The sequence below is a fragment of the Bacillus sp. B1-WWTP-T-0.5-Post-4 genome (assembly GCF_009183795.1).
Classification (GTDB): domain Bacteria; phylum Bacillota; class Bacilli; order Bacillales; family Bacillaceae_G; genus Bacillus_A; species Bacillus_A cereus.
Genome location: NZ_WEIJ01000015.1, coordinates 44,428 through 67,087 on the forward strand (window position 1 = coordinate 44,428; position 22,660 = coordinate 67,087).

Sequence of the window (22,660 nt, forward strand, 5' to 3'; positions counted from 1 at the left end):
CTATTCTCCTTTATTCATTTCGAGAATGTCCCTCATGATTACTTAAATACTTCTCAGCAAGCTTTTCAACAACATCAACGACATCATGAGCCTTTATTTTATGGTTTGCTACTCTTTCACTTCCTACAGAAATCTCAACTGTAAATAACGCTTCATATTTCATTTTTTCTGCCCCTTTCGCATCAAATATAACCTCTTATCTTTTATTTCACAAAAATTAATTATGTATTTAAAACCTCGAGAGTATAAAATTTAAACAAATAAATTCGAGTTATAGTTGTAAATCTAAAAAAATTCTAACGCTACTAAGCTTATTTACTAAAAAAATGTATGAGAAAGGAGAGACAGCATGCCTCTCCTCTATATCCATTTCGTATATAAAATTAACGAGTAACGCCACCGCCAAGTTGTTGCTCAGCTAATGATACAAGACGTTTTGTAATTTCACCACCAACAGATCCGTTTGCACGAGCTGTTGCATCTGCACCAAGTTGCACTCCAAATTCTTGAGCAATTTCATATTTCATTTGATCAAGAGCTTGTTCAGCGCCACGTACTAATAATTGGTTGCTGCTTCCACTGTTATTGTTTGACATGTTAATTCACCTCCTTCTTTCTTTCTTTCTTTAATATGTTAAATTACATGATAAAATATATAGTTAATTAATTGGTAATTACGACCACGAATTCAAAGGTATAATTGATGCTCTTTAAGCCCAAAATAATAGTGTATAGGAGAACGAAATATAACATACGTGCCATGGGATATCATAAATAGACCTCCATTACAATATAAAACGGGTTACGCTATATAAAAGCATAACCCGTTTTATATGGAATGTTTTATTCAATATACTTTTAAATAGTGGAGGAAAAAAGATGAAACATATTGTTGCTTTATTAATTAAATATACAGCCGTAACTGCGGTATTATTAGTCATACTCGGTATTTTCCAAGGTATTTCAATTCCTAGAGTATTATTAATTTCTCTTTTCCTTACGGGAACTGCCTATTTAATCGGAGATCTCTTCATTTTACCTAAATACGGAAATGCGATTGCTACAATGGCAGATTTCGGTTTAAGCTTCTTCGGAATTTGGTTATTAACATCCTTGTTTACTAATTTAGATGCTACTCGTAATATTGGATTTTCTTCATTTTTAGCTGCTTTAATTATTGGCGGAATAGAAGTTTTCTTCCATATTTATATGCAGAAGTTAGTACTGCGTAATGACAATGAATTAAGAGAACATAATCATATTCACCATGATAAATACGCTATGGAGATATCAGATGAATATATGGATTCTTCCACAATAAATAAGTCCAAGCTTGAGGATACACCTAAAAAATAAAAAAGTGGCCAACGCCACTTTTTTATTTTTGTTTATTATGCTTGGTCAGAATTTCTTACATGTAATGGAGGTGGAACTACCCATCCCTTTTTCTTACTTAAACGTAGCAGAGTTACACCTGCCTGCGCTTTTTTCATATGAAATTGTCCGAATAGCATACCTACATCTTCTCGAAGACATTTTCCCATTACTTGACTACATGTCACAAGTCCAGCTGCTAATCCTGTAGAAACAGCTGCAGCAATTTCAACATCATTAATACGCGCTCCCGGAGGAATGTCTTCAATAGATGCAACTGGACGTTCTGGAGGCGCTGGCGGTAAAGCGACCCCATTAATCTTTAAAAGAGCTTTTAATTCTTCTATTTCCGAATTCATATCATTTTCAATTAAGCCTTCTAAAAACTTCTTCAAATCTTCATCACCTGTGTGATTCATAAACACTTGATGGCTTGCAATTGCACCCTGTGCAGCAAGAAGATAACTCCAAATGTCAAATACTTCTCCGTAATGTAAAGGTTCATTTTGAGGATTTCCACTTAATATACCCATTTTTAAATTCCTACCTTTCGAAAATATCATAATAAATATTGATTTCAATATTGAAATCAAATTTTTAAGTATGCTTTTTCCTGCAAAAGATTTTCTACTATGCATGGAAAACACCTTTCCAACACTGCGTGTTTATTGTTTAGGAAAGTAGTTTACAAATTAAATACTCAAAGATTATGAAAGAAGATTATCAATAATCTTTGAGTGAGAATCTGTTTAATATAAGGTTTTTTATTTTTATGAATACACAAAAGAAATTGATTTACATATTTGCTATATTTTAAGCTAATTTACTTAGCGGTTAGCTCTACCACCAAGTTGTTGTTCTGCCATTGCTACTAAACGTTTTGTAATTTCACCACCAACAGATCCGTTTGAACGAGCTGTTGTATCTGCACCAAGTTGTACACCAAACTCTTGTGCAATTTCATATTTCATTTGATCAAGAGCTTGTTCAGCGCCTCGAACTAATACTTCATTACGACTTCCACTATTATTTTTTCCCATATTGTTTCACCTCCGATGTTTTTAATATGCTACAAATTATGAAATAATAATTATCCTTTTTATGGAAATTAGATTATGAATAAAAATTGATTTTTTTCTTAAAGTAGGGCAAAACATATAAGAAAGAATAACTGATATAACATACTTTCATAACAACACTATGTATACTTTCTAATTCCCTTCAGTAAATAAAAGAAGGATTTCTATTTCACCAAGAGATTAAATAAAATTATGTTTTGAGACATAATTCAAAAGGAGATATGAGATGAAAGCTGTAACCTATCAAGGACCAAACCAAGTACAGGTTAAACAAGTGGATGATGCAAAATTAGAGAAAAAAGATGATATTATTGTAAAAATTACTTCAACCGCTATTTGCGGTTCTGATTTACATCTATATCAAGGCAACATGCCCTTACCTCAAGGATACATTATCGGCCATGAACCAATGGGAATCGTTGAAGAAGTCGGGCCAGATGTCACTAAAGTGAAAAAAGGCGATCGTGTTGTCATCCCCTTCAACGTTTCTTGTGGACATTGTTTCTATTGCCAACATGAAATGGAAAGTCAATGTGATAACTCAAACCCTCATTACGATTCTGGTGGATACTTTGGTTACACAGAGAAATTTGGTAATCATCCAGGAGGACAAGCAGAATATTTAAAAGTTCCATTTGGTAATTTTACTCCATTTGTTATACCGAAATCATGCGAACTTGAAGATGAATCCCTACTATTTCTATCAGATGTTTTACCAACAGCCTATTGGAGTGTAATAAACGCAGGCGTTAAGCCAGGTGATACTGTTATCGTCCTTGGTTGTGGACCTGTTGGATTAATGACACAAAAATTCGCTTGGATGCAAGGTGCTAAACGTGTAATTGCAGTGGATTACTTAGATTATCGGATGAATTATGCAAAAAAGATTAACAATGTTGAGGTATTTGAGTTTACAAAATTTCCAGATATGGGAGAACATTTAAAGGAAATTACACATGGCGGTGCCGATGTAGTCATTGATTGCGTGGGAATGGATGGAAAAAAATCGCCTCTAGAATTTCTGGAACAAAAATTGAAACTACAAGGCGGAACTCTCGGCCCTATTCAAATCGCTACGAAAGCCGTAAGGAAATATGGAACGGTTCAAATGACTGGCGTTTATGGTGGCAATTATAATGCATTTCCACTCGGGGCATTTTGGGTTAGAAATATTAATCTTAAAATGGGACAAGCACCTGTCATTCATTTTATGCCGGAACTATTTGAAAAAATAACAAATAAAGAATTTGATCCAAAAGAGATTATTACACACAAAATCCCCCTTGAAGAAGCGAGCTACGGTTATCAAATTTTTAATAATCGTGAAGATGATTGTATAAAAGTCATTCTGAAGCCTTGAAGCTACAATTCATTATTCTTAATGAAAAGATAAGATTACATTTCGTAATCTTATCTTTTTTTATTAAATGCTAAGTATCTATCCCCTATTTTCATCTCACATCTAAAATAGTTATTTTCAAAAACTTTGCATTTTGAGGTAATAAATAATTGGTAAAAACATGAATTAAAGTATTAAGTAACCAAATAGCGGACACGATAACAATGTTAACTAACTTAAAAGAGGTGTACTTCATGTTTTATTATAAAGAAGAACTGATTAATATTATCAAGCCAGACAAGCCAGATCCAGCTGCCGCAAAAGTTTTACAAGAAATATTAGGTGGGCATTATGGCGAAATGCGTACAATGATGCAATACTTCTTCCAAAGCTCAAATTTTAGAGGGAAAGAGAAGCAATATCGTGATTTACTTCGAGGTGTTTTTTTAGAAGAAATAAGCCATGTAGAACTTGTACAACATACAATTAATCAACTATTAACTGGATCTGGTGAACCTACACCAGGAAATGCAGGTGTTGACACAGCACCACTTGATGAAGCGGTTAAACATGCCAATCCTCATCACTTTATTGTAGGTGCTCAAAGTTCATTGCCCGTTGATGCAGCTGGCAACCCATGGAATGGATCTTGGGTATATAGCCATGGGAATTTAATTAGCGATTTATTAGATAACGTAGTACTTGAATCTACAGGTGTACTTCAAAAAACTAGAATTTATGAAATGTGTTCCAATCAAACTTTTAGAGAAACACTTGCATTTTTAATTGTACGTGATAATGCACATCAAAATGCTTTCGCAAAGGCTTTAGAGACATTGGGTGTTGAATGGGGGAAACTCTTCCCTGTGCCGAACTATGATATTAATAAATACCCAGAGTGCAGAAAGTATGTAGACATGGGATTCCATAACGCACAATTTAATTTTAGCTTAGATCCAACAAGAATGGGAGAAATATTCCAAGGTGAATCACCAAGTAGAAACAAAGGAACATTAGCAGTAACGGACCCGCCAAAAGGTTTTCCTGTACCAGAACTTCCTGAAATGCCAAATGAGCATAGTCCCGGATTAAAAGATATGGATCTTTAAGATCATTATGGCCAACTATTGATTCATGGTTGGTCATAGTTATTTATAAAGATTCATGTAAACTTGTTGTTAACATGATAAGATGTTTTAATAAATCCTCTTTATTTAAAAGTGATGTTGATTATATTGCTGCTCCTCTTAATTTTGTTTCTATGAACTATTAAACGCCACTGTTACTTACTTATAATCTCCCTACCTCTATTCACATATAAAATCCCTATATTGTAAACAAAGAGGAGGGACTTGTCCCCCCTCTTCTTTTAATTTTTCTTTAAAAGAGTTGCTCCTGCAATCCCTGGGTGTGTCATTTCGAATGGATCTAGAATTAACTCTAAGTCCTCTTGTGACAATACACCATTTTTCACACAAAGTTCTCGAACAGATTGCCCTGTCGCGATTGCTTCTTTCGCAACGCGAGCTGCTGCTTCATAACCGATATGAGGGTTCACGGCTGTAATAATTCCTACACTTTTCTCAACATACTCTTTTAAGCGATCTTCATTCGCTTCAATTCCTTTTAAGCAATTATCTGTAAAGGCACGGAAACCATTATTCATAATGCTAATCGATTGCAGTAAGTTGAAAACAAGTACTGGTTCCATCACGTTTAATTCTAATTGTCCTGCTTCTGAAGCAAGGCAAATTGTATGATCATTACCTATTACTTGGAACGCAATTTGATTAATAACTTCTGGCATAACAGGGTTTACTTTCCCTGGCATAATAGATGAACCTGGTTGACGAGCTGGTAACATAATTTCTGCTAAACCAACACGTGGACCTGATGCCATTAAGCGAAGGTCATTCGCAATTTTAGACATATTCATCATACATACTTTCAGTGCTGCAGATACTTCAGTATAAGCATCCGTATTTTGCGTCGCATCTACTAAATCTTCTGCACCAACAAGCGGTAATTTACTGATTGCAGCTAAATGTTTTACAACTGCTTCAATGTATTCTGGATCTGCATTTAAGCCTGTACCAACTGCAGTTGCCCCCATATTTACTTCATATAAATGTTGACGCGATTGTTGAATTCGTTTCATATCACGTTCAAGTACGCGAGAGTATGCTTTAAATTCTTGTCCAAGACGGATTGGCACCGCATCTTGTAAATGTGTACGACCCATTTTAATAACATGGTCAAACTGTTCTGCTTTTAATTCAAATACATCATGCATATAACCCATCGTTTGTAATAAGCCTTCTAATGCATTTAACGTTGCGATATGAATCGCCGTTGGGAATGCATCGTTTGTTGATTGCGCCATGTTTACATGACTATTTGGACTAATATAATGATAGTCTCCCTTTTCCATCCCTAATAATTCAAGCGCACGATTGGCAATGACTTCATTTGCATTCATGTTCATTGAAGTACCCGCTCCGCCTTGGATTGGATCTACGATGAAATGATCATGCCATTTTCCATCAAGAATTTCTTGAGCAGCTTCTGCGATCGCGCCGCCCTTGTTCAATTCCAATCTTCCTACATCTGTATTCGCAAGCGCTGCTGCTTTTTTTACAATTGCGAACGCTCTAATTAAACTTTCATGAATTTTATACCCTGTAATCGGGAAATTTTCAACAGCGCGTAAAGTCTGAATTCCGTAATATGCCTCAATAGGTAATTCCTTTCCTCCCAAAAAATCATTCTCCACTCGCACGTTCTTGTTTGTCATTGCCATTTTAATTTCTCCCCCATATTAAATGTAAAACCTAAATAAATCATATGAAGTCATTACCAATCCTTATCAGATTTTATTGTTAAATCGTAGGCTAAAGGCTCTTCAATAATTTTTTTAATCTCTTCTAATTTATTAGTTTTCCCAAGCGCCCACATCAATTTTGCTATGATGGCTTCCGTATTCATATCTCCAGACAATATTACTTGATGTTGCGCCACTTTCCGTCCTACTTCATAGAGAAGTATGTCTTCTCCTTCTTCCAGGCATTGAGTAGTAATCACTACAGCAATCCCCATTTCAGTCAACTCTTGAATTTTCGAAAGCAAGTTCCTTCCTTCAAAAGGTAATCCACCGTTTCCAAAACTTTCAATAATAATCCCTTTATACAAATCTTTTAAACAATCAAATACCTCAGGCTTTGTACCTGGATACAATTTCATAAGAAAAACATCCGTACATAAATTAGTATTTATTGAAAGTTCACTATGTGAGGAAGTTGGCTTCCAATGATATTTCACTTCATCTTCATTTACCTCAGCAACATATGGATAATTCACACTTTCAAATGCATCATAACTTTTTGTTCGCATTTTAACTGCTCTCGTCCCAATAATCACCCTACTATCAAAAACAATAAACACACCGCCAACATCCTCACAGGCAAACCTAAGAGCATCAGCTACATTTTTCTTTGCGTCTGTCTTTTTAAAACTAATAGGTACTTGTGAACCTGTTAAAACAACTGGTTTTCTTAAACCTTGCAGCATATAAGATAACGCAGAAGATGTATAAGCTAACGTATCCGTTCCATGTGTAATCACAAACCCGTCATAGTCATCATAGTGATTAAAAACAGCATTAGCTATTTCTTTCCAGTGCTCAGGTTGCATATTGGTACTATCAATATTCATTAAGATTTTGCAATCTATTTCTAAGTTTCGAGAAGACTTCGAAAAATAATTCAATAATTCCTCAGCGGACAATCCTGGAACAAGCCCCTCATTCCCCTCCACAGATGCAATTGTCCCACCAGTTGCAAGTAATAAAATTTTCTTCATACACAACCCCTCCATAAAATAAACAACGATATATCGTTCGCGTAATGCGTATTTATATTTATCATTATAGAACTTAATTTGAATTAATCAAGATTTTGTATTCAATACGCGTACTTTTTTTCTATTCTTGATTCTTTTTCTATGTTATAATTAATTTAATAAAATTAGATGGGGTATGAGACGAATGCTGGAACGTTTATCTAAATTAAGAAAAAATCAAAAATGGTCCTTACAAGAGACAGCAGATCGACTTGGGATTGCGAAAAGCACCTATGCCGGGTATGAAAATGGTTATAGATTACCTTCATTACAATCTTTATCAAAAATAGCCGATTTATTTGATACATCTGTAGATTATATATTAGGTCGAATTGAACATTCACATCAAAACAAAGATGTAATTGATATTACAAGACTCCTAAACGATCCAGATCCAACACTTTTAATAGATGGAGAAGCACTGTCAACAGAAGAGATAATAGATTTTATTGCTTTTGTGAGAAGTAAACGAGAACTAAGTTCCAAGAGAATAGAAAATATTGAACCAACATGTAAAAGTTGATTCAATAAAAAACGAAGACACTGTACTCTTTAAACTTAGAAATACTTAGACAATTAATTTGCAAACGGTTTATATAATGAATTCTTAGCAACTGGCCTCATTCTGGGACTTATACTTGGAAACAATCCCATTGGTTATATGATTCAATTATTTTTCATCATTTGTGTAGTGATAGCAGCTATTTTCGGAGGTTTCACATCCAATAAATCAATTATCATGAAACAAGGATTTCTCGCTATTTTAGCGTTGCTTGCCCTTTTATCTGTCATATAGAACTAAAGCTTTTCAATAAAGGAACTCACTTTTGAAGAATACGCCATTCTTTCTGTAAATTTATAAGAAAGAATGGCGTTTTTGTATGTCTATTTCTGTATCGAAAGAATTTGAAAGTATAACAGAATTCAAACAAGAATTAGCAAAGTATATAAAGTACTATAATCATGAAAGAATCAAGGAAAAATAAAAGGAAATGAATCCAGTATTGTACTAGGCTCATTCCCTAGAGGCTACTTAATAAACCGACCTTTCTAACTTTCGGGGCACAGTCTAGTTGAAGTGCTACAAGCAACGAATTTACTATTTTAAAGTTAAGTGTTTAACCTTGAAGTACTTAAATTCTTTTTTCCAGACAAAGCATACATTATATCTTGATGCTTTATTGTCCTCTTATAATTATGTGGTATCGGAAATTTGTTTCGGTGTTCTTTTATTATAATTATGATTACTATAAGTGATAAAGCTACAGGTATAAAAACGATTAACAAAGCATCTTAATGTTTATGAAATTCTTTGTTAATCGTTTCTCTTCTCCCTAATCTCCTGCGAGACTATATTTTTTTGTTGAAATTTACCATATCTTATTTGATTTATTCTGTAACACCAGATTGGGTTACTTTTACATCAGCTGTTACACGAAAACGTAAATGTTTATAGGATTCTTCCCATTCTTGACTGTTCCATTTTCTTACGTGAGTTCTACCAAGCTTTCTAAGTCCTATAGGATCTGTGTCTTTTTTAATAAATCTCTTTATCAATGTAGTTGCTTTTTTTTCTATTTCTTTTCCCATAATTTTTTCTAATTTTTTTATTTCTTTAGGATTATCTAGATTTTTTGTTTTTGTAAATTCTTGAATTTCAGCTTTAACTTGAATATGAGCATTTACGAATGGATGCTTACTATTCCCTTCCATCTTATATTTTGTTCTAGCCTTTATATTCTCTATCGTGGCGTACGTATTTGAAGAACCAGGTAGCTTGAATTGGTATGTACCTTGTTTAAAATTATCTGTCAACAATTTAAATACAAATAAATCTTTAGGATTCACTTTATCAACCATTTTACATCTTTTAAAAAGTGCTATTCCATCTAACTCCAACACGTTACCTTTTTTAGATATCATCGGTAAATATGAATCTCTCGCATCATCATTAAGTTGGTTTAAAAACATAAAAAAATTTGTTTTTGGTTGCGTTCCATTGTCCATATTTTGCTCCAGTAAAGAGGATAGATAGGAAGCAATTTCTTTTTCTTTAGAATAGTTCCCCTTTAATAATGATTCCCCTTTTACATTTGTAATTGCTAAATAAATTGCATTTCCTACACTAGGATTTCGATTCAAAGTCTCTAAAATTTCCTGCATTCCCTTTTCAATTATTTTTTCATTAAATATAATAACACGCAATTGCCCCAACTCTAGAGGTCCAGAAGATTTTTCGGATGCTCTTGCAAGAACTTCTCTACCAGTCTGGCCTGATGCTGAATAGATTTTCGTTTCACCTTCCCCGCCTCCTTTATAAGCTGAAATCGCAAAGGTTCCTTTTAGCTTACCTTTTGCTTCGGTATCATATGCCGCAACTTGAACTAAGTCAATGTCATCCACAATTTTCGTTTTAGCACAACCTATTAAGAAGACACTTACTATAAGGAAAAGTATCCATCGCTTCATGTTTATCTCCTTAACTTTATTTTGGCGGTTTGAATTAGCCATAATATAGGTAGGTATACATATATATATACAAAGCCAATTTGACCTGTCCAAGTATTTAATAAGTTAATTTTATTACGGTTATTCAAGAAAAATGATAAAACAAAGATGAACAGGATGATAACTGGCAAAACATATTTTTGCTTTATTCCCAGTGCCTCTTTTATACCACGACTTACTCCCCATAATGTAAAGGAAACGTTAGGTAATATAAAAAAAGCCCAAACAGAAACAATAATGTATTCAAACCGCTCTATAAAGGGAAATTGTATAATTTTAATCATGCTTAAATATGCCCATATCGCGCTCGCTAGTTGTTTTTCACTAAAAAACGCAAGAGTTAAAATCATAAGGTATGTGTAGACAATAGTCGTTACTAAATTTGCATAGTGCGCATATTTTTGAGAGGTTCTTGCCTTTTTAATAAATGGGTAGTACAACAATAACATTTCAAATCCAAAAAAACTAAACATATTTCCTTTCATTCCTTTCATGATTTCTAGGAATGAATGCTGTGCAATTGGAAATAAATTCTGAAAATCTGCATACTGCAAAGGATAAAAAAATGTGAAGATTAGAACGCTTGGGATAACGATTCCAAAGAAGCCAATTCCGGCAACTACACGAAATCCTCCAGTCACAATGTAATAACATAGACCCAAAAAAGCCCCTGCTATAATCCAAGATGAAATGGAAGGAAACATCCAAACATGTACTACTTCGATATAAGTATGTAGTGTTGTTGCACCTAACAATACAATATAGGATAAAAAAATGAAGTTGAACAATCCACCAATCCATTTTCCAAGTACGTCTTGATTGATTGCAATGATATCTCCATTACCCTGATTTAAAATCTGATATATAATCCAAATCATAAGATTAACAGATATTCCAAAAAGCAGCGTGCTAATCCACGCATCATTTCCAACTAATTTTGCACTAATCCTTTCAAAACCAAGCATACCAACCCCCATCTGTATAGTAATAATTAAAAAAAACACCATATATGGAGAGACTTGATACTCAATTGGGATCTGTTTCATAATGCTCCTCCCTGTTAATTTCAATCATCAAAATCATTTCGTGATTTAATTTTATTTTTCTCTACCTCTTCTGGATTAAAACGAAAACGCTGTTTAGATCTTGAAAAAATAGGACGTCGAAACATCGCTGAGATCGGCAAACGGATAATGCTGTCTTTCCAATCTGTAGGGCGTGTAGGATAAAAAGGAAACAAATAAGGACGTCTTAATGATTCTGTACGTAATAAACGTGCTAAAAGCAAAGAGCTTGTTAAAACAATTCCTAATAAACCCAACAGGTGTGCAGATATTATAAAAGGAAAACGAATTACTCGAATTGTATTACCAATTCGATATATTGGTGCTGTAAATGAGCTAAGCGCTGAAAGTGCAACAATAATAATAAGTACATTACTTGTAAGGCTTGCCTCTACAGATGCCTGTCCAATTACAATACCACCTACTATACCGACAGTTAGACCCACTTTAGTTGGTAAACGTGCCCCCGCTTCTCTCAGTAATTCAATCGTTATTTCTAAAAAAAGCGCTTCAATTAATGGAGGAAAAGGTACTTTACTTCTCGATATGATTAACGTTTCAAGAAGTTCTTTTGGAATAAGCTCGTAATGATATGTTAAGATTGCAACATATAATGGAGTCGTTAAGACAGAAAACATAAAAGCAAAAAGCCTTAATAGACGAAAAAAAGAGGCAATAATCCAAGGCATGGTGTAATCTTCTGTCGTAGAAAAAAAGTCAATTAATGTTGTTGGAAGAGTGATTGCATAAGGTGAGCCATCTACAAAAAGTGCAATTTTCCCTTCTGCCAATACAGCTGCTACACGGTCTGGTCGTTCTGTATTCAAAAATTGAGGAAATATAGAATTCGGGTTGTCTGCAATTAACTGCATCAAATACGTGCTATCCAAAACGTGGTCTGTTTTTATTAGACTCACCCTTTTTATAATTTCTTGTAGATTTTGATCATTTACAATTCCCTCAATATATACAATCGCAACGGTTGTGTTAGATAGAGAGCCTACTTTCAATTCCTTCACTTGTAAATAAGGTGTTGGAAGCTTTCTACGTACTAAATTTAAGTTTACATCTAAATCTTCAACAAACGCGATTTGTGGACCCACGATATTGTATTCAATTTCAGCTTTTGTAATATCTCTTTTTTCTTTCTTTGCCACATTGATTAACAAGCCATTTAATTTATCTGTATCGAACTGAATAAGTATATAGCCGTTTAAAATACTATCCTGAATATCTTCCATTTGATTTGTTATTTTTGAATTTTCAAAGGGTAAGACAGACCGAATATCTTGTAATGAATCGAAGCTCTTCTCTTTTATATAAGTTAAAACCTCTTCATGAAATATACTTACATCGATTAAGGTTCTAAAATATGAAATGACTATAGAGGATTTGTTTGAAGCGATCTCCAACGTTATAAAATCTTTAGATTTTTTTAGTAATTGCATTAATTCCTGCAAAGATTTTATAGAGTGAACAGGTACTTTTTCATGTGGTTTCAATTGATAATACCCTTCCTTTCAAAAAGAACCTATATATAGTTTTTAGAAATTTCTATTTTAAAAATGAGGGATATTTATATGTCAATATGCTCATTAAAAATAATACCTTTTTAACTAACTTAACCAAAATTAGTTAAAAAATGTATTACAAGTAAAAATTTGAAATGTCTCCAAGAAAAATTACAATATTAAAAACATCCTTTCTTTTGGTTCTAAAGAAAGGATGTTTTTATAACAGGCTTTTTCAAGTGTCTATTCTATAGGGTACATTTACCAGTGTTCTTCTCTTTATTATTTCATTAAGTAACATTGGCATTACATTCTGTATGGTTTCTTAAAAAATTTCAGTAAGAGAATATCTTAATTTTGAAGTGTACAAATAGGGAGAGTGACTTCAACTGTAGTCCCCTTATTCATTTCACTCTTAATAAATATCTTTCCCTGATGTGTTTCAATGATTTTATAACAGATCATTAATCCTAAGCCAATCCCCTCTTCTTTAATACTATAAAAAGGTTCTCCGAGGTATGGTATACGTTCTTTTGGAATCCCACACCCTTGATCGATAAAACGAATGCTTACTTGATTATTATCAAGTATATTTATTTGAATCAGAATTTCCCCTCCCATCGGCATAGATTCAATTGCATTTTTTAATATATTAACAAATACTTGTTTTAATTGATTTCCTTCACATGAAATCAATGGAATACCAGGGTTAAGATCGATTCTAAATTTTATATTATGCATCATTGCTTGAGGGTGTAGTAGCATTAAAACTTGATCCATTAGCACACTAATGTTATTAGGTTGCATTTTTACTACTTGTGGTTTGGCTACCGCCATAAATTCAGTTGTTATGCTCTCTATACGCTCAATCTCTGATGATACTATATTAATATAACCCTGATTATTCTCATTTTCCGTTGATTTTAGTAATTGTATGAACCCTTTCATTGCAGTTAATGGATTATTAATCTCATGAGCCATTACAGTCGCTAATTGTCCTACAACAGCAAGTTTTTCAGATTTTCGTAATAATTCTTCTGTTTTTAGCCGTTCAGTGATATCACGAGAAATACTTAGAAAAACTTTTTTATCATTTAAGTTAAAAACACGAACACTAAACTCAGTTGTTATTACTTTTCCTGTTGGAAAAACATATTCATCTTGCAAAGTGAAGGAAGTTTGTCCTTTTTTAATTTTTTCTAATAACCTTACGATTATTTGAGAATCTTGTGGTACTATATTTGAAAATGATAATGAAAGCAACTCTTCTCTACTATATCCAAATCTTCTACACCCAACAGGGTTTACCTCAATAAATCGACTTGGAGCATTATCTTCATTCAGCTCTACTACATATACCGCATCAGTTGCTTGTTCGATTAGTGCACGGTACTTCATTTCACTATCTCTTAATTGCTGGTGTAATCGATGCCGTTCTCTTTCTGCTTGTTTTCTTTCAGAGATGTCTCTACATATTGCTGATAAAGCTATCACATTTCCTCTTACATCTAGTATAGGAGAAACTGTCAGACTGATATCAAGAAGACTCCCATCGCTCCGTTGTCTAACAGTTTCTAATCTAGTAACCACCGATTCTCCTGTTAGAATTTTCTGAATATTTTCAAGTGATTCTTCCATTAAAAAATCTGGTACACAAGGTAATCTCTTACCTATGATTTCTTGTGATGACCACCCAAATATCTTTTCATAAGCTTTATTGGCTTGTAAAATATGCCCTTCTCGATCAGAAATGGTAATAGCATCTAGATTGTGCTTTATAAATGATTCCAATAATTCTTTGGTAGCGCTTAATTCTGATTCTACCTTTTTCCTTTCGGTTATATCAACTGTAGAACCAACAACTTCAATAACTTGTCCATTTCGTTTAATCGGCCTAAGCGCAATAAGAATAATAGTTTTATCATTTGGCCAAGGTAATTCAAATATAATTTCTTTTCCTTCCCATGCCTGAAGATAGTACTTCATCAATTGTGGAACTAAATGTGGAGGAACAATAGAAGCATCAATAGTACGTAAGCTTTTTCCTACCACCTGTTCAGAATAAAATCCGTTTTGATAATAAAACTGTCCATCACATAAAGTGTGTATAAAGTGCTTATCCACTTTTTTAAATTTAAAAATTCCTCCTTGAAGCTCATGTACGGTATCTGCAAGTTCTTGCTTCGATTTTTTTAATTCTCGATTCATTTTAGATAAGTCCTGTGTTAAATAATACAATCTCTGGTAGGCTTCCATAAGAAATAGCCCAATTAAAAGTCCTAACGCTATATATAATAGGCCTCCTGTGTAAAGTAATGTAGTATTAAATAATACGCCAACTAACCACTTTATTCCAATAAAAACAGAAAAATATAACGATGCACTTTTAAAAGGATGTAGTTTTTTAAAATAAGTTTTAAAAGTAGAAAATAGAATCCCCATACCTAAATAAGCAATCACAGGAGGTTCCCAATACCCTCCAGTGTAAAAGATACGCATTAATATTATGCTAATTAGCGTAATCCAACCAGCAATACGACCAAAGTAAATAAAAGATAGAATAAGAGGAACAACTCGAAGATCGTAGGAAAATCCCATGTATGGAAAAGAAAAGAACATTAACGTAACTGCAATAATCCCTCCATAGAGCTTTTCGAAATATCGACTAGAATTAATTGTAAACACTTGAATAAATATTGCTGCGCTAACTAATAAAGAAAAAATAGAAAGGTTGATGAAATAATCTTTAATAATCATGTAATGTCCCTCCTTGCATTAAGTGTATTCGACAAAAAAGCTAAAAATCCTACAAATTGTATAAACAGTTCAAATGCATAAATTTTAAACTAGGATAAAATCTGGAAAAGTAAATAAGGAACACAGCAGATGAGATATTTTAATGAAAAATAGTTCAAAAAAGATAATAGTAACCGTTGACTACTATTATCTTTTTTCTTTAAGTTATCGTAATACGTATGAAACTCTAAGGGACGTGGTATGTCATTTCATCAAACAATGATTATATACTGAGTCATGAATATAGAAATTTCAGCAGTAATTTTTGAAAAATAACATAAAAAACAAAACTATCTTTGAAAATGGAAAAAATCTATATGAATGTCAACTAATCTATGTACAAAAACGTTCACTTAATTTTGCATAAAATCACTCCACTTAGGAAGCTAAGTAGTTCTTCAAGGTCGATAAGAACACCTGTAGATGCTTCAGGATAACTACATAATTGTATGGGTAATGTACTTGAAACCTTTCGGTAAAACCATACACATAATACAACTAACTCCTTGATTCAATATTTACTTTTTTCGCTGAACAAATTCTTTTTCTTGAGCAAAATATTCTAGGATATAAGGAGATTTTTCGATTAACTTGGTGTCTAGTTTATTCTCCAGCTCCAATTACTTCGTTACTTTCAGATTCAGTTCATTATATTTTGTACTTTGTCTTTATACACAACATATTCTTTACCATCCACTACTGCTACTACCGCAAATTCATCATTTGGATTGAATGAAAGCCAATCAGCCCACATGTTAGTATTAGCCCCTCCACTCCACATATTATGAACAGTGTTTTTCGTTAAATTCATAACTTTATAAGACGCATTTGGCGCATTTGTTCCAGTCTTTATTTCAAAAGTGTATGCGTTATGAATTTTTTTATAAAAGTAGAAAACGTTTGATGGACGAAGCTGATTCAAAAAATCCTGTTCTTTTTTCTCTGCAATTTTTATCCCTTCTTGCAAAGTGACAACATCTGTTTTTAATGTTTTCCAACTGTTTTTCGCTGCATTCAAGCTAGGGGTTAAGAATTTATATTTATTTTGATCAGCTTTTTGATCAGCTTTATCAATATGTCCCAGTACACCCGAATATTGAGAATCTAAATCCTCCCATTGCGTAGACATATAAGTAAGAGCAGTGATAGCACTATCAAGCATACTATGCATATCACTAATATTATGAAATGCAACTCCAACTACACGATTCAATGTTATTTTATAATCTACAGTCTGACGCAATTTTGCTAATTCAGGTTCTAGCCAACCTAACTTACCTCTTGCATCACCTATCATGATGCCACCAGCAATCAAGGTTGGAATAAAGGGGATTTTCACCATGTCTAACCCCTTAGATTCTATGTCTTTCTGATATTTTACTTGTCCTAAAAGGTCCTCTAGACGCTTTTGGTCCGCCTCCACATCAGCACCTTGGTTTTTTAAAATCGATTGCAATGTCTCTTTATGACTTCCAAATGTTCTAACATCTTCTCCAATAGCATTTTTTAATTGAATTAATTCTTCTATTAATGCTTTTGCAGACTTTTGATTTTGTTGAATTCCTCCCTGTAAATCTGTAATCCCTTTTTTTAAAGTATCTCCATTTCCAGTATTGATCGCCTCTACTAATGTTTCATAATAATTTTCAAATTTTGTATCGTATTCTATAATGCCTGTCAATGTATCTAAAAGCTGTTTTTTTACTTGTGTATTCCATGTAACAGCATGTGCTCTTGCATTCTTTTGATCTTGTACAATTTTACTAGGCAAATCTGCATTTCCATTAATAGTTATTCCTTCAAAACTCACATCTGGATTATTAATTAGCAAATAAGAATATTCATTCATAGCTTTTGCAAATAAACCAGCATCTTGCAAAGCTTTTTTCATCTGTTCTTCATTTGCTGAAAGAGATATATTTTCATTGTTCGTTTGTTCAATTTCAATCGCAAAAGTTTCTAGTGGTATGACTGCATAAGTAGTTGTTATAGTTAAAAACGCTGATACAGCGAGTAGTTTATTAGGGATTTTTTTCATCATTTCGTATTCCTCCTATATAAGGTATAGTTTCAAGTTCTAATCTTATTAAAAAGCGATGTCTTTCAAAATGAGTTCTACATCTTTTATCAGTATCGTTTGAACTTTCTTTAGCAGCCTTCAAATCATAAAGTATTAAAGAAAATGTATATAATCTGCTTCAAATTAACCGATTCTGTTGCAAATTTTAAAAAAGCAATTAAACTACAAGGTTATTTTTTATTCGAATCATACTTATATATAATTGAAAGGCGAAGTCTTTAATGAGACTCCGCCTTTCTGTTATATAAGGATTTATTAATTATCACTTTTCTGTTTAACAGTGTAATCATAGACTTTCTATGTTTTAGTTCACTTTACGCAGAATTAATATTTCCCTATTTTTGTGGAGTAACAGTTTCCACTTTTAATTCCTTTATTCCTTCTTTTAATGTAACAGCATCTGTTCGTAATGTTTTCCAACTGTCTTTAGCCGCATCCAAATTATTCTTTAAGAATTTAAATCTATTTTGTTCAGCTTTTTGAGATGCGGTCTTAATATGTCCAAGTACTCCCGAATATTGAGAATCTAAGTCATGCCACTGCGTGGACATATAAGTAAGAGCGTTAATAGCATCATCAAGCGCCTTGTGCATTTCATTAATATTACTGTAAGCAACTCCAACTACACGATTTAAGGTTACTTTATAATCCACGGTCTGACGTAATTCTGCTAATAAAGGCTCTAACTTACCTAAATTATCCCTTGCTACTCCGACTATAATACCGCCAATTATTGGTAGACCCAAAATAGCACCCTTCATTACATTAAACCCATCAGATTCTAATTGTTTATAATAGTTTACTGATCCTAATACTTCTTCTAGACGCTTTTGATCGGCATCAACATCTGCACCTTGATTTTTTAAAATTGACTGCAAGAGCTCTTTATTACTTCCAAAAGCTCTAACATCATGTCCAATAGAGTCTCTTAATTTAGTTAATTCTTCTATTAGTTGTTGTGCATACTTTTGATTTTGTTGAATTTCACCTCGCAAATCTGTAATCCCTTCTTTTAAAGTTTCTCCATCCCCTGTATTAATCGCTTCTACCATTGTTTCATAATAATTGTAAAATGTTGTATCGTATTCAACAATACCATTCAATGTATCTAAAAGCTGTTTTTTTACTTTCGTATCCCAAGTAACAGCATGTGACCTTGCATTCTTTTGATCTTGTACGATTCTACCAGGTAAATCTACATATCCATTAATGGTAATTCCCTCAAAATTCACATCAGGATTCTTAATTAACATATAAGAATAGGCATTCATAGATTTTGCAAATAATCCAGCCTTTTGCAAGGTCTCTTTCATTCTCGCTTCATTTGCAGAAAGAGCCGTATCTCCATTGTTCGTTTGTTCAATTTCACTTGCAAAAGTTGTTACTGGTGAAACTACATTAGCAGTTGTAATAGTTAATAGCGTCGATACAGCGAGTAATTTATAAGGGATTTTTTTTATCATTTCATTTTCCTCCAATTTAGGTTTTATATTTCAGTTCTACTCCTGTTTAAAAGCAATATCTTTTGAAATGAATTCTGCATCTTTATGAATATCATTCCAACTTTCTTTAGCTGCTTTTAAATCATCTGGTATTAAAGAGAATTTGTGGTCTTGCATAGAATCGATATTATCCAGTAAATCTGTATAATTTGCGCCCATTGTATTCCATTGCTTTTGAATATTTGTTAGAGACAATATCGCTTGATCTACAGTCTGATATAAATATGCCAATGTTTCTTTCGCGTTAGTAAGCGAAAGAACTGCTTGATTAGCACGATCTGCTTTCATACTTAATTCTCCGATTTTGTTAGAAATTTCATTATAGGAGTCCATATGCTTAGATGCTGTGACACCAGCCGCAGTTCCTAGACCGATACCAGCTGCACCAAGAGCCGAGAGTCCACCAACAACAGCCGGTGTTGCTGTACCGCCAGTTACAACAATAACGACCGCTCCTCCAATAGCTGCAATAACTAAAATAGCTGCTCCCAATCCACCACCAATTGACCATGCTAATACATCATCAAAATGTTTTTTCTGAGTAGAACGAAGTTGCTCAATTTCAGCTTGAAGTTGTGGAATCGTTGCCTGTTGACCTGCTAATATTGCAGTTAATCCACCTTTCCCATCTGGACCACCAACATTATTTTTAAAATCTGTAGAATTTTGATATAGTTTCCCTTTGAAGTCTTGTAGCATCTTAATCACATCTGTAACTTCTTTTGAATTTGTATTGATTGTAGTAATTAAATCATTTATACCCTCTTTTAGACCTGCCTTATCTTTCTTTTGTACAGTTTCTACTAATGTGTCGTAATAATTTTGAAATTGTTCATCGTAATTTACAATATTACGAGCAGTTTTTTGAATCTGTGGCTTCGCTGTATCTAACCAGTAATTCGCATTGATTCGTGACAGCTCTTGATTAAGGTGAATATTTTTGAGCAACTCTCCCCCCTCTGAGCCTAAATCGATATTAGATAAATTTACATTTGGTTGCTTAATCATTGTTTTTGCGTATAAATCCATTACTAGAATATGAGACCCTGTTTCAGCTAATGCTTTCTTCAGTCCTTCGGGGCCTAATGCATAATTGCCTACTTTTTGTTCTTGAGCGGTCGTTTCTTGTGCAAATGCATGAATAGTGTTACCGGTAGTAGCAGTTATAACAGTTGCTAATGTAGCTAAAATTAGTACTTTGAATGGAAATTTTTTCATGACTATTCTCCTTCTTTCGCTAAATGCTTATACTCTTTATAGATTTCCAAAAACGTAATATCAAAATTTATATACTTGCTCTTCAAGGTAACTTATTACATTTTTTAATTGTCTTAATGTATCTTTTTGAGACTGCTCGTTAGTTGTATCAACATTAGTAGATAATTTTGTAATGCTATTTTTTATTAGATTTAAATCTTCTTTATAACGCTTTAGTAGATCAAGTTCTACATCTACTTGATTTGCAAACGTATGCAAATCATTTTGTGTAAGAAGAAGCATTGATTTTTGTAAATCAGCTATTGATAATTTCGTTGTTAAATCATATATTTTTTGATTTTGTTTCTCTAAATCATCTAAATATGCTCGCTGTTCTGCTGTTAATTTATTTACTTCAGCAAAAACGCCAAATGTTTTCTTAATCTTTTCGGTATCAATGACCTTCATCAGGTCATACTCTTGTGTTTTTGCTGCGGCTGCGGCTGCTATTTCACCTTGTTTGCTTTTCTCAATTGCTTCACGAGCTGCTTTTTTTGCTGATTCAATCTCTAGAGCAGTTTTACCTTGTTCTGTCGCTTCTTGCGCCGCTTTTTTCTCCGCTTCTAAAATAGAGTTGTTAATTTCTTTTCCTTTGTTATACGCTGCCACCCCTGCTTGAGCAGCCGGTTCAATAATTTCTTTTGAAAGACTATAAACTTCTTTGAATATAGCAAATCCCTGTTCATTTAAAGCCCCTGGTATTAATGCAATTTGCTGTAAATCATTTTGAATTGCTTTTTTGGTATTTAATATTTCATTTTTTAACTGATCTATTTTTCCTGTTCCATCTGTACTTAGTATGCCTTGCGCAGTTGCCACATTGGTATCAAAATCTTTTAATTTTTTATCAAGCTGTAATTTAAGATCTGTTAATTCATTGATTTGCCGTTGCGTATTTTCTTGATTCGTCATAGCCATTTCTTGAAGTACTTCAAGTCTATCCGAAAACCCTTCTCTATCTTCTTTATTGTCTACAAACGATTTTAATGTCGGGTAATAGCTATTAAATTTTGTTACAAATCCTTTGCTTTTTGAATTTAATAGAATTAACTGTGGATAGAGTTCCGATGACCATTCCTTCATATCTTGTTTGATTAGGAATTGATTTGTATTTAAAGCTGTGACTTCCTCTAACTGTACATTAGGACTCATTAAAGATTGATCAATATACGTTTGGATTAATTTAGATTGCGCACCTAATTTTCGTAATGAAGAGGAAATATCCATGCCTTCCTGTTGAGTTTCCGCTTGAACGATTGGTGTTGCGAGAGTATTGATAGGAATATTCCCTCCAGTTACAATGGATGTGACTAATAATCCTGTAATTATTTTAGTTTTCATTCCGTACACTCCTTTACCATTGTTTTTATAACTTAATTCATATAACTTGTACGACCTCTCTCTTTGTAAACTGGTTAAGAAGGAGAAATCTTTCAGATAGGATAATATCGTTATTTTTTACTTCTAATAGGATGTAAGGATTTTACTTACTTCTCACTTCGATACTTTATTTTTTCAAATATAAATAACAAAAATTTATTAACTATATTTGAATCAAGCACCCTATGAATAGCAAATGAGTAATTCTTCCCTAGAATTGCGGTTTAACTTACAGAACTGCGAGAATCAATAAACCAATGCTTACAGTTAATCTTGTCATAACATTGTTTAATTTAGATTTAATAATATTACTCTTAGTTTTATCAGCAAGCTCCTTACTAGACTACAAAAGGTGAAATTATACTGTACATCGCTTATACTTTTATTGCGGAATAACTTCACTTTTGTTATGCAGAAACTTAGAACAGGTTTATTACAAATTTGATTCTTGACCTCTTGTAAATAAATTGACTATTTATAAAATTATTAACGACATAATGTTACTTACAACTTCACTATAATTCCTATTAGCGTAACCTTATCCTTTCTGTCTGGTCATACCAGTTATGTTGTTCATTAAAACATTAAATTTTTAATGCGTAAATAGAAAAATTTTGTCGATTACGATCGATAATTTACTGTTAAATAAAAATATGAACCGAAAAAAATTATATAAATATAGTTATCCGTAAATTTCATTTCTGTAATTGTAATGATTACAAATTAATGTGTATACGGTTAAAAATAACTATTTTAGCTCAACCAAGAAATTTTATTTTAGAAAAAATACTTATAGAATAATATAATAGGTCTTTTTATACTTTTTTACCTTTATTTAGTTATGTATAATTGCATAAAATGTAGATATATTTA

The 22,660-nt window shown here is 32.9% G+C and carries 18 protein-coding genes and 3 pseudogenes; 6 read left to right on the forward strand and 15 right to left on the reverse strand.

Features of this window, described 5'->3' with window-relative positions; all coding sequences use genetic code 11:
* Positions 1–10: 10 nt before the first annotated feature.
* Positions 11–163, reverse strand: coding sequence for a hypothetical protein (locus tag GBN91_RS29010; protein WP_006920787.1), 153 nt, complete (start codon positions 161–163; stop codon positions 11–13).
* Between the two features lie 220 nt (positions 164–383).
* A complete protein-coding gene (locus GBN91_RS26400; RefSeq protein ID WP_000069660.1) occupies positions 384–596 on the reverse strand; it encodes an alpha/beta-type small acid-soluble spore protein in 213 nt (70 codons plus the stop codon).
* Between the two features lie 283 nt (positions 597–879).
* Between GBN91_RS26400 and GBN91_RS26405 the strand changes: the two genes are divergently transcribed.
* Positions 880–1,356 (forward strand): YndM family protein, encoded by a 477-nt coding sequence (locus GBN91_RS26405; protein WP_006920770.1) that lies wholly within the window; start codon positions 880–882, stop codon positions 1,354–1,356.
* A gap of 35 nt (positions 1,357–1,391) precedes the next feature.
* Here GBN91_RS26405 and GBN91_RS26410 read toward each other — a convergent pair whose 3' ends face one another.
* Both GBN91_RS26410 and sasP read right to left on the reverse strand, forming a co-directional pair.
* Positions 1,392–1,907, reverse strand: coding sequence for a DUF3231 family protein (locus tag GBN91_RS26410; RefSeq protein WP_001986359.1), 516 nt, complete (start codon positions 1,905–1,907; stop codon positions 1,392–1,394).
* A gap of 294 nt (positions 1,908–2,201) precedes the next feature.
* The gene (gene sasP, locus GBN91_RS26415) at positions 2,202–2,414 is read right to left on the reverse strand and encodes a small acid-soluble spore protein, SasP family (RefSeq protein WP_000517671.1); all 213 of its coding nucleotides are present in this window, start codon (positions 2,412–2,414) and stop codon (positions 2,202–2,204) included.
* 265 nt (positions 2,415–2,679) lie between these two features.
* Between sasP and GBN91_RS26420 the strand changes: the two genes are divergently transcribed.
* Together GBN91_RS26420 and GBN91_RS26425 are read left to right on the forward strand one after the other, a co-directional pair.
* Entirely contained in the window at positions 2,680–3,813 is a 1,134-nt protein-coding gene (locus tag GBN91_RS26420; RefSeq protein ID WP_152122693.1) for a zinc-dependent alcohol dehydrogenase, read from the forward strand.
* Positions 3,814–4,046: 233 nt separating this feature from the next.
* Positions 4,047–4,901 carry a manganese catalase family protein gene (locus GBN91_RS26425; protein WP_152122695.1) on the forward strand — a complete coding sequence of 285 codons (855 nt, stop codon included), beginning with the start codon at positions 4,047–4,049 and terminating at the stop codon, positions 4,899–4,901.
* Positions 4,902–5,161: 260 nt separating this feature from the next.
* Here GBN91_RS26425 and aspA read toward each other — a convergent pair whose 3' ends face one another.
* Together aspA and ansA are read right to left on the reverse strand one after the other, a co-directional pair.
* The gene (gene aspA, locus GBN91_RS26430) at positions 5,162–6,592 is read right to left on the reverse strand and encodes an aspartate ammonia-lyase (RefSeq protein ID WP_103597424.1); all 1,431 of its coding nucleotides are present in this window, start codon (positions 6,590–6,592) and stop codon (positions 5,162–5,164) included.
* A gap of 53 nt (positions 6,593–6,645) precedes the next feature.
* Positions 6,646–7,650: an asparaginase gene (gene ansA / locus GBN91_RS26435; protein ID WP_000722302.1), complete on the reverse strand. Its 1,005-nt coding sequence runs from the start codon at positions 7,648–7,650 to the stop codon at positions 6,646–6,648.
* Positions 7,651–7,834: 184 nt separating this feature from the next.
* Between ansA and ansR the strand changes: the two genes are divergently transcribed.
* The 3 genes and pseudogenes from ansR to GBN91_RS26450 form a co-directional block, all read left to right on the forward strand.
* Positions 7,835–8,212 (forward strand): HTH-type transcriptional regulator AnsR, encoded by a 378-nt coding sequence (gene ansR, locus GBN91_RS26440; RefSeq protein WP_000893569.1) that lies wholly within the window; start codon positions 7,835–7,837, stop codon positions 8,210–8,212.
* 57 nt (positions 8,213–8,269) lie between these two features.
* Positions 8,270–8,485: pseudogene (locus tag GBN91_RS26445) on the forward strand (DUF1304 domain-containing protein); the annotation flags it as partial.
* Positions 8,486–8,588: 103 nt separating this feature from the next.
* Positions 8,589–8,675, forward strand: a pseudogene (locus GBN91_RS26450) (IS3 family transposase); the annotation flags it as partial.
* A gap of 403 nt (positions 8,676–9,078) precedes the next feature.
* Here GBN91_RS26450 and GBN91_RS26460 read toward each other — a convergent pair.
* The 9 genes and pseudogenes from GBN91_RS26460 to hblC form a co-directional block, all read right to left on the reverse strand.
* A complete protein-coding gene (locus GBN91_RS26460; protein ID WP_152122697.1) occupies positions 9,079–10,158 on the reverse strand; it encodes a Ger(x)C family spore germination protein in 1,080 nt (359 codons plus the stop codon).
* 2 nt (positions 10,159–10,160) lie between these two features.
* The gene (locus GBN91_RS26465; RefSeq protein ID WP_152122699.1) at positions 10,161–11,243 is read right to left on the reverse strand and encodes a GerAB/ArcD/ProY family transporter; all 1,083 of its coding nucleotides are present in this window, start codon (positions 11,241–11,243) and stop codon (positions 10,161–10,163) included.
* A gap of 20 nt (positions 11,244–11,263) precedes the next feature.
* Positions 11,264–12,763: a spore germination protein gene (locus tag GBN91_RS26470; protein ID WP_152122701.1), complete on the reverse strand. Its 1,500-nt coding sequence runs from the start codon at positions 12,761–12,763 to the stop codon at positions 11,264–11,266.
* Positions 12,764–13,123: 360 nt separating this feature from the next.
* Positions 13,124–15,529, reverse strand: coding sequence for a PAS domain S-box protein (locus tag GBN91_RS26475; protein WP_152122703.1), 2,406 nt, complete (start codon positions 15,527–15,529; stop codon positions 13,124–13,126).
* Positions 15,530–15,959: 430 nt separating this feature from the next.
* A pseudogene (locus GBN91_RS29640) lies at positions 15,960–16,188 on the reverse strand (hypothetical protein); the annotation flags it as partial.
* A 20-nt stretch (positions 16,189–16,208) separates the two neighbouring features.
* Complete coding sequence (gene hblB, locus GBN91_RS26480) at positions 16,209–17,609, reverse strand: hemolysin BL regulatory component HblB (protein ID WP_086388591.1); 1,401 nt, start codon at positions 17,607–17,609, stop codon at positions 16,209–16,211.
* A 374-nt stretch (positions 17,610–17,983) separates the two neighbouring features.
* Positions 17,984–19,111 carry a hemolysin BL binding component B gene (gene hblA, locus GBN91_RS26485; protein ID WP_086411398.1) on the reverse strand — a complete coding sequence of 376 codons (1,128 nt, stop codon included), beginning with the start codon at positions 19,109–19,111 and terminating at the stop codon, positions 17,984–17,986.
* A 36-nt stretch (positions 19,112–19,147) separates the two neighbouring features.
* Entirely contained in the window at positions 19,148–20,368 is a 1,221-nt protein-coding gene (gene hblD, locus GBN91_RS26490) for a hemolytic enterotoxin HBL lytic component L1 (protein WP_152122705.1), read from the reverse strand.
* A gap of 60 nt (positions 20,369–20,428) precedes the next feature.
* The gene (hblC, locus tag GBN91_RS26495) at positions 20,429–21,748 is read right to left on the reverse strand and encodes a hemolytic enterotoxin HBL lytic component L2 (protein WP_016122781.1); all 1,320 of its coding nucleotides are present in this window, start codon (positions 21,746–21,748) and stop codon (positions 20,429–20,431) included.
* Positions 21,749–22,660 lie beyond the last annotated feature (912 nt).

Coding starts and splice junctions, on each gene's coding strand:
- GBN91_RS26420 (WP_152122693.1), top strand. CDS start 2,680: ATGAAAGCTGTAACCTATCAAGGACCAAACCAAGTACAGGTTAAACAA.
- aspA (WP_103597424.1), bottom strand. CDS start 6,592: ATGGCAATGACAAACAAGAACGTGCGAGTGGAGAATGATTTTTTGGGA.
- GBN91_RS26425 (WP_152122695.1), top strand. CDS start 4,047: ATGTTTTATTATAAAGAAGAACTGATTAATATTATCAAGCCAGACAAG.
- hblC (WP_016122781.1), bottom strand. CDS start 21,748: ATGAAAACTAAAATAATTACAGGATTATTAGTCACATCCATTGTAACT.
- ansR (WP_000893569.1), top strand. CDS start 7,835: ATGCTGGAACGTTTATCTAAATTAAGAAAAAATCAAAAATGGTCCTTA.
- GBN91_RS26475 (WP_152122703.1), bottom strand. CDS start 15,529: ATGATTATTAAAGATTATTTCATCAACCTTTCTATTTTTTCTTTATTA.
- ansA (WP_000722302.1), bottom strand. CDS start 7,650: ATGAAGAAAATTTTATTACTTGCAACTGGTGGGACAATTGCATCTGTG.
- hblA (WP_086411398.1), bottom strand. CDS start 19,111: ATGATAAAAAAAATCCCTTATAAATTACTCGCTGTATCGACGCTATTA.
- GBN91_RS26465 (WP_152122699.1), bottom strand. CDS start 11,243: ATGAAACAGATCCCAATTGAGTATCAAGTCTCTCCATATATGGTGTTT.
- GBN91_RS26410 (WP_001986359.1), bottom strand. CDS start 1,907: ATGGGTATATTAAGTGGAAATCCTCAAAATGAACCTTTACATTACGGA.
- hblB (WP_086388591.1), bottom strand. CDS start 17,609: ATGATGAAAAAAATCCCTAATAAACTACTCGCTGTATCAGCGTTTTTA.
- GBN91_RS26460 (WP_152122697.1), bottom strand. CDS start 10,158: ATGAAGCGATGGATACTTTTCCTTATAGTAAGTGTCTTCTTAATAGGT.
- GBN91_RS26405 (WP_006920770.1), top strand. CDS start 880: ATGAAACATATTGTTGCTTTATTAATTAAATATACAGCCGTAACTGCG.
- sasP (WP_000517671.1), bottom strand. CDS start 2,414: ATGGGAAAAAATAATAGTGGAAGTCGTAATGAAGTATTAGTTCGAGGC.
- GBN91_RS29010 (WP_006920787.1), bottom strand. CDS start 163: ATGAAATATGAAGCGTTATTTACAGTTGAGATTTCTGTAGGAAGTGAA.
- hblD (WP_152122705.1), bottom strand. CDS start 20,368: ATGAAAAAATTTCCATTCAAAGTACTAATTTTAGCTACATTAGCAACT.
- GBN91_RS26400 (WP_000069660.1), bottom strand. CDS start 596: ATGTCAAACAATAACAGTGGAAGCAGCAACCAATTATTAGTACGTGGC.